Raw genomic sequence first — 6731 nt, forward strand, 5'->3', positions numbered from 1 at the left:
AAAAAGAGGGGCGATGCTCGGTTATATTGACTATAACTTGATTGTGAATGAATGATGTATTGGTGAGGAGAGGGAAAGGATTAAGTCGGGGAGTGGTGGTAGTTAACTTTTCTCTATCTTCCTTCTTAAGAGCGGCTGGCTACCTACCCATGTTCATTACCCTTCTTAAAAAAAAGCCTTTGGTGATGATAGACAGAGATTCTGTCGAACATCTTTAAGTTCTGCGTTTAGCTTGTTCACTCAACTGCTAAAGAGTAAATTGACGAATCAATTCCTGATTTGGTGGTGAAAAATTTTAATTATTTTCCTGCTGTTCTAGTAAAGTTAACAAATCAGATATTGTAGTAAAATCCACAAATTCCTCACCCAATACTTCCAATTGTTCAGTAGACAATACTTGAATCCGTTCAATTATTGACGAATCTATCTCACCAAAACGCCTAGTTAACTGACGCATTAAAAACTGAAAGGCTTCCTGTTGCTTACCCTTCTGTAAAATATCCTGATAAATTACTGACTCTTGCATCGCATCCTCGCTTAAAAATTGACGTATCAATCCCTTTTCAAACTTTAAACCAGCTAAAATCTCCGCGTAAGCTGCAATATCCTGTTTAGTATTCCTATCGGAAATTCTAGCAACACTCTGGGCAACCTGGGATAGCAACCTTTGCGGTGAGGTTGTTCTTGTTAATGGTGCTAAAGGTAATAATGCAGGATTATCAAGAAATAGTGCTGATTCTTGTTCCCACATCCGCAAGGCTCGATAACGGTGAGTTGTTGTCTCCGAAACATATTCTTCGGTAAAAGCAATTTCGTTATTTGTCTCTTGTAAAAAAATTACTACCTGGGTGACTGGGACGTTATATTGACGTATTAACCTCACGGAGTAATCCAGCATCCTGAATGGAAGCGGCGGATTTGAGATGGTGCGCGTTTGAAATTCGATGTGTAAAATTCGATTGGCTGTTTGCAGGAAGGTAACAGAATCTGCACGGATTGGTTCTAAACTCAATTCGGTTTTAAGTACCTTAACTTTTGTCGGTGCTTCAGCCAGTAACCAACTAACAAATTCTCTTGGGTATTTTTCAGCTAAAACCTTACAAACGTTGTCAAAACTCACAATCTACACCCCATTTCACATTTATTTACAGTTGCACGCACGGTCTACACCATATCTAGACGCTGGCGCAGAGAAAATTGATATCGGTTTTGATAGCAACGATTTATCAACTCTTGGTATAGAAGCGAGTATAGACAGTTGAGACAGCCGCAAGATGAGCAAATCATACTGGTGCAGATCATACCTGCAATTGGTCAATGTGCTGCTCTCCATAAGCTAATTTTATCAGCCAACGACGGAATGCGGGTTGTAGCGTTCATGCTTTCGGGCTGATTGATAAGTCTGGGTTAATTGCCTGGATTCGCTCACGATAGAATAGGGTTTTTGGTGACTTACATTGTTTAATTGCGATTAGACAATGTAGGCTAGAACGTATGAAAATAAACCGCTTCGGCAGGGCAGAAATCCTCACACCCGATCAAATCAATGTCCTATTTACTGAGGGCTTTGTCAACCCAAGAGACAAAGCTTTGTTTGGTGTGTGCCTTTATGCTGCTTGCCGGATCAATGAAGCTTGCACTTTGGCGGTGAAAGATGTATTTGGCAGCAACGGTGTCAGAGGCGTGTTAGTACTACGCAGTGTCAACACCAAAGGCAAGCGGGACACCAGGGAGATCCAAGTGCATCCGAAGCTTAAGCAGTATTTAGAAGAGTACAACCCCAATCGCCGCAAGGAGTTTTTGTTTCCTGGTCGGCATGGGTTGGGGCATATCCATAAGGTCAGTGCTGATAAAATTCTCAGAGATACCTGTGTGCGGCTCTTGATTGAGGGCGTTAGTACCCACAGTTTCAGGAGGACTGCGTTAACCAGGATGAGCGATGCAGGGATACCTTTGCGCCACATACAGGAGATATCGGGGCATCGGACGCTGGCAGCTTTGGAGCGATATCTGGGGGTAACTGAGAAGCAGAAGCAAAACGCTATCTCTGCTTTGGATTTTTGAACAATGTATAGAAAATGATCTATACCAACATCTTTGTTAGGTGTACGAGCCAGCACCCATTCGTTTAGGCGAACTGCCCTCACGCAGATGTCCAGCGCGGGAATACCTTTGAGAACTATTCAAGAAATTTCTGGTCATAGTGATTTGGGGACGTTGCAGCGTTATCTGGAGGTCACGCCAGAGCAGAAGCGGAAGGCTGTTTCGGTGATTGGGTTTTAGTGTTGGTTCGCGCTTGTGCTAACTACCACCCAATACGCACCAACTTGGGCAGAAGTCAAAGTGAACTGGACTCAAGGCTGATATTCATCTTCAAAGTTTGGGCAAGATTGAGCGGGGTAAAACCACCAAACTCAATAGCAAAAGCCAGTGTGCTTTTATCTATTATATTTGTTATCTATTACTAGGAAATAGTAATAGAGTTACTGAATAACTTGACTGGATAATTAATATGGATAATCAAGATATAAACAACTATTCTAATCAATCTAAAAAAGGTAAAGCAACAAAGTTAAGTATTCCATATTCAGTAATTATATTAAACCTATTATTCTCTATCTGCTGCTTTTTTTTAATGTTAGCTGGATTGATAGGGGTTTCCATTACTACAAAAGCAACTTGTCTCTTATGTGAGCGAACCCCTACCCAAGTAATTTGTCAATTAAATAATGAAAATTGGTGGGAATCAACTACCAAAAAATATTCTGGAGAAGAATTTCAGAACGCAAAAATTGAGCGAGTTATGGCATTAGAAGGAGTAGATGGATATTATGTATCTCTTTTAACTAATTCGGGAAAAGTACCTGATGTTTTTTACTATTCATTAAAATCTGATGCTCAAAAAACTAGAGACCAGATAAATAATTTTATAAATAATTCTCAAACTAAATCGCTTACTATCACTCAAGATAAATCTAAGCCGATTATCTTTATTTCTATTTTTTGTTTTTTGTTTGGCGCACTAAGTTTAAGTTTAACCATCTACTCGTACAGCAGTAAGCTAAGAAATCTGTCTTAGCCAGTGCCGCGCAAGAAAGGTACGCAGTCGAAGCTGTCTCAAACCCTTATATATTCAGCTTTTGAGCTAGGCGCAAAAATTTACTGCTTAGTTGTTTCTTACCTGCTCCACTTGTATACACCTAAACATGATAACTTGCATACAAGTCATCATGTCTACGTGTAAAGGTTTAATTGTACTGAAATTAATAATAGTAATATCTGAATAACGAGCAAGATAACTAACTAATATTAAATATATTTACTCATTCTTCACCCTCTACTTCCACAGATAAATTCTCTAGTTCTGCCTCCAACTGCTCAATAGTTGGTAACTTTGTTTGTAATTCTTTGGGTAGTGACTTAGTAAGTTGAGTTTGCCATTCAGCAATACCAATTGGTTTATTGACATCACGCAGCGCATACTCAGCAATAACATTATCTTTACTTGCACATAAAATTAAACCAATTGAAGGACTATCTAGAGGAGATTTAAGTAAATCATCCACAGCCGAAAGATAAAAATTTATTTTACCTGTATATTCAGGTTTAAATTTACCTGTTTTTAATTCAATTACTACAAAACAATGTAGTTTAACATGATAAAAAAGCAAGTCTAGATAAAAATCATCATCTCCAACTTTCAAATTATATTGTTGACCAACAAAAGCAAATCCCACACCCAATTCTAAAAGAAATTGGGTAATGTGTTTAACAAGTTCTTTTTCTACTTCTCGTTCTTGTGCTGCTTCTCCTAAACTTAAAAAATCAAAAACATAAGGGTCTTTTAAAGTCTCTCTAGCAATGTCTGATTGAGGAGAGGGTAATATAACATCAAAGTTATTAACAGCTTTCCCCTGACGTTCAAAAAGTCTATTGTTAATTTGTAGAGTTAAAATATTTCGACTCCAACCGTTTTCTAAGGTTTTTTGTACATACCATAGCTTTGCTGTTATGTCTTTGATAGCATCCAAAATACGAACATTACAGCACTTACGGCAGCTATGAGGTACATTCCCAAATCTGAAAGCTTTGATAGGAGTGGGCAAGGAGAAAAACTGTATTGCATAATAGCCGGAAGCGCTGTATGCCCCCAAGGAATTAGTGCAACAAGCTGTTGCACAATTTGCTCATCTGGGTAAGCTTCAGCAAAAGCCCGCATATAGTTTAGATTACGTGCTGAGAATCCCTTCATCTCTGGGAAAGCTTGTTTTAAATCTCTGGCGAGACGTTCAATAACTTTTGCACCCCATCCCTGTTGTTGTTGTTGAAGAAGAATATCTCGCCCAATTTGCCAATAGAGTAATATCAATTCGCGGTTAACAGACAATGCCGCTCGTACTTGGGCGCTGCGTATGCGTTCTTTTAACGAGCGCAAGAAATTGTCATAATTGTCCATTTCAGTTAACTCTTAATTCCCCGCTTACTGATAAATTACTGCGCCAATCGCGTACCTGATACTTGTCTACAATCTAACTTGTCAACTTGTAAACATTTTCATATATTAACGTGTTAACACTGTTATATGTATTCTTATCTACATGAAAACAATCGCCATAATTTCGAGAAAGGGCGGTGCTGGTAAAACAACTCTGGCGGTGCATCTTGCTGTTGCTGCCACTATTGATGGCTTATCAACAGCAATCATCGACCTAGATCCACAAGCTTCGGCTGCTGGTTGGGGAGACAGTAGAACGGATGAAACTCCTGCGGTTGTCTCAGCACAAGCCGCCCGTCTGCCAAAAGTTTTAGAAGCAGCCGCTAGTAATGGGGCAGATATAGTTTTTATTGATACAGCACCGCACTCAGAAACCGCAGCGTTGGCAGCTATCCGTGCAGCTGACTTAATTTTGATTCCCTGCCGTCCTGCAATTCTCGACCTACGAGCAATCAGCGATAGTATCGACCTAGTAAAACTTGCTAACAAAACTGTAACTGTTGTCCTCAATGCTGTTCCTCCACGCGGTTCCTCAGCACATGAAGCCATTGAAGCAATTGCCACTTATGGAGTTGCAGTTGCCCCGATACAAATAGGACAACGAGCGGCATTTGTGCATAGCTTGACAGCAGGACAAACAGCCCAAGAATATGAACCTTCGGGTAGGGCTGCCGAGGAAATTGAACAACTTTACAAGTGGATATGTAAACAAGTAAACATATAAATTATATTACTTGTATACAAGTAAACTTATAATCCGAACTTCAACATAGATATGGCTAAGAAGAATCTCGCAGACGCTCTACAAATTGCATCTGGGAAACCAGCGACCGATGAACGCTCTCCTTCTCCTGCTCAGGCAGCTGATAAGCCGGAGTTACCACCAAGCAGACAAGGGAAAAAAGCGATCGCCGGTCATTTTGACCCGGCTGTATCTAAGCAGTTAAAGCAATTGGCACTCTCGCAAGACACTACAGTTCAAGCCCTATTAGCTGAAGCGTTAAATGACCTGTTTGAGAAATACAACAAGAAGCCAATAGCTTGAGCCGACGACAGGATACACATAGAAATTAATTTAGGAAAAACGTTTTTCCTAAACCAAATTCAGCACAACCAAAAGACATTGGTAATGGCATTATCCGGGTGGTTTTCTGAAATTGGTTGCTACAGCCGAGGGATACCAATGGTTTTGATTTATGCAGTTTTTTGGGGTGTGACCGCGCAGTGTCATTGCTCGGTATTGGTTTCAACACATCCCTTAGAATATATTTTTTAGAAAATTTCTGTCTAATAACTAATTTAAATAGGAGAGGCTTGACCAATGGACATCTCTATTGGGAGGTTGTAGCTATAGTTAAGCATCCGTAACCAGGGGCTTACGCATGAAGACACGGGAATAGCCGTCCTGCACTATCCGTTCTATCTCCTCGTAGCCTATACGAGAATACAGAGCGATATTCTCAGTCATACACTCGTTAGTGTATAGGCTCAGAGCATTAAACCCCTGTTTCATTGCTTCCGTTTCAGCAAAAGCTATGAGGGTGCGGCCTAGACCATAACCTTGCTGACGCGGGTGTACGGCGATATTGTCGAGGAGTAGGTGATCCTGTTTTGGGATCAGAACAAGCACAGCGGCGCAACCCTTTACGTCGTTCATAACCCAGACCTGATGCTGAGTGATTACTACCTCGTAATCTGTGAGCGTCGGGAATGGTGGCTTGTTCATTCTCTTCAGGTACTTAGCATAGGCGGCACGCACGCACTCTTCAATGTCGAAAGCATCCGAAGGTTCAGCTTTACGAAGCAGTTTTTCTGGCTTTGTTGAAATAAGCTTCATTCGGTTTTAGATTTTCTATTCCTAATTGTAATAAACCACAAAAATGCTGCTGCTAGCTAAAAGACTCCGAGAACCTTAAATGTAGCGATCATCCCTCACCTCTGCTAGTTTCTTCTCCCAGAATAATGCCTTGCCCATCTGGGGATTTAGCTCATAGCCACTGAATCCGCACGCCTTGTATGCTGACTGGGCAACATGGTTTCCTTCAAGTACCTCTAGCGTAAGTTTGCAGCAGCCCAAGTCGAACGCGATCTCCTCCGCTTTCTGTAGCAGTAGTTTGGACAAGCCTCTACCACGGTAGGGTAAAGCAACAATGACATCGTGAATATTAAGTAATGGCTTGCACGCGAAGGTAGAGAATCCTTCTAAGCAGACAACAAGCCCTGCGGGTTCGGCATT

Annotated in this window: 10 protein-coding genes; 5 read left to right on the forward strand and 5 right to left on the reverse strand. The window is 40.9% G+C overall.

The features are described from left to right. Positions 1-295 precede the first annotated feature (295 nt). Entirely contained in the window at positions 296-1120 is an 825-nt protein-coding gene (locus VB732_RS35025; RefSeq protein WP_323235406.1) for an Rpn family recombination-promoting nuclease/putative transposase, read from the reverse strand. 374 nt (positions 1121-1494) lie between these two features. Here VB732_RS35025 and VB732_RS35030 point away from each other — a divergent pair, with 374 nt between their 5' ends. From VB732_RS35030 to VB732_RS35040, 3 genes are all read left to right on the forward strand, one after another. Beyond that, a complete protein-coding gene (locus VB732_RS35030) occupies positions 1495-2064 on the forward strand; it encodes a site-specific integrase (protein WP_323235407.1) in 570 nt (189 codons plus the stop codon). Positions 2065-2097: 33 nt separating this feature from the next. Beyond that, positions 2098-2283 (forward strand): tyrosine-type recombinase/integrase, encoded by a 186-nt coding sequence (locus tag VB732_RS35035; RefSeq protein WP_416235805.1) that lies wholly within the window; start codon positions 2098-2100, stop codon positions 2281-2283. 229 nt (positions 2284-2512) lie between these two features. Continuing rightward, positions 2513-3079: a hypothetical protein gene (locus VB732_RS35040; protein WP_323235408.1), complete on the forward strand. Its 567-nt coding sequence runs from the start codon at positions 2513-2515 to the stop codon at positions 3077-3079. A 244-nt stretch (positions 3080-3323) separates the two neighbouring features. On the opposite strand, the gene VB732_RS35045 is transcribed toward VB732_RS35040, so the two are convergent. After that, positions 3324-4031, reverse strand: coding sequence for a PDDEXK nuclease domain-containing protein (locus VB732_RS35045; protein ID WP_323235409.1), 708 nt, complete (start codon positions 4029-4031; stop codon positions 3324-3326). Continuing rightward, positions 4010-4456 (reverse strand): DUF1016 N-terminal domain-containing protein, encoded by a 447-nt coding sequence (locus VB732_RS35050; RefSeq protein ID WP_323235410.1) that lies wholly within the window; start codon positions 4454-4456, stop codon positions 4010-4012. The genes VB732_RS35045 and VB732_RS35050 overlap by 22 nt, the downstream gene beginning before the upstream one ends. Before the next feature lie 142 nt (positions 4457-4598). Here VB732_RS35050 and parA point away from each other — a divergent pair, with 142 nt between their 5' ends. Then, positions 4599-5219: a ParA family partition ATPase gene (gene parA, locus VB732_RS35055; RefSeq protein WP_323235411.1), complete on the forward strand. Its 621-nt coding sequence runs from the start codon at positions 4599-4601 to the stop codon at positions 5217-5219. Positions 5220-5270: 51 nt separating this feature from the next. Further along, positions 5271-5540, forward strand: coding sequence for a ribbon-helix-helix domain-containing protein (locus VB732_RS35060; protein WP_323235412.1), 270 nt, complete (start codon positions 5271-5273; stop codon positions 5538-5540). A 309-nt stretch (positions 5541-5849) separates the two neighbouring features. Here VB732_RS35060 and VB732_RS35065 read toward each other — a convergent pair whose 3' ends face one another. Both VB732_RS35065 and VB732_RS35070 read right to left on the reverse strand, forming a co-directional pair. Continuing rightward, a complete protein-coding gene (locus tag VB732_RS35065; RefSeq protein WP_323235413.1) occupies positions 5850-6332 on the reverse strand; it encodes a GNAT family N-acetyltransferase in 483 nt (160 codons plus the stop codon). Between the two features lie 75 nt (positions 6333-6407). Further along, positions 6408-6731 (reverse strand): GNAT family N-acetyltransferase (locus VB732_RS35070; protein ID WP_323235414.1); only part of this gene is annotated, 324 nt, incomplete at its 5' end.

The organism is Nostoc sp. UHCC 0252 (assembly GCF_034931145.1).
Taxonomy (GTDB): Bacteria; Cyanobacteriota; Cyanobacteriia; order Cyanobacteriales; family Nostocaceae; genus Nostoc.

What these genes read in the sequence shown, in the direction of transcription:
- VB732_RS35030 (WP_323235407.1), top strand. Translation starts at nt 1,495, where the DNA reads ATGAAAATAAACCGCTTCGGCAGGGCAGAAATCCTCACACCCGATCAA.
- VB732_RS35040 (WP_323235408.1), top strand. Translation starts at nt 2,513, where the DNA reads ATGGATAATCAAGATATAAACAACTATTCTAATCAATCTAAAAAAGGT.
- VB732_RS35050 (WP_323235410.1), bottom strand. Translation starts at nt 4,456, where the DNA reads ATGGACAATTATGACAATTTCTTGCGCTCGTTAAAAGAACGCATACGC.
- parA (WP_323235411.1), top strand. Translation starts at nt 4,599, where the DNA reads ATGAAAACAATCGCCATAATTTCGAGAAAGGGCGGTGCTGGTAAAACA.
- VB732_RS35060 (WP_323235412.1), top strand. Translation starts at nt 5,271, where the DNA reads ATGGCTAAGAAGAATCTCGCAGACGCTCTACAAATTGCATCTGGGAAA.
- VB732_RS35065 (WP_323235413.1), bottom strand. Translation starts at nt 6,332, where the DNA reads ATGAAGCTTATTTCAACAAAGCCAGAAAAACTGCTTCGTAAAGCTGAA.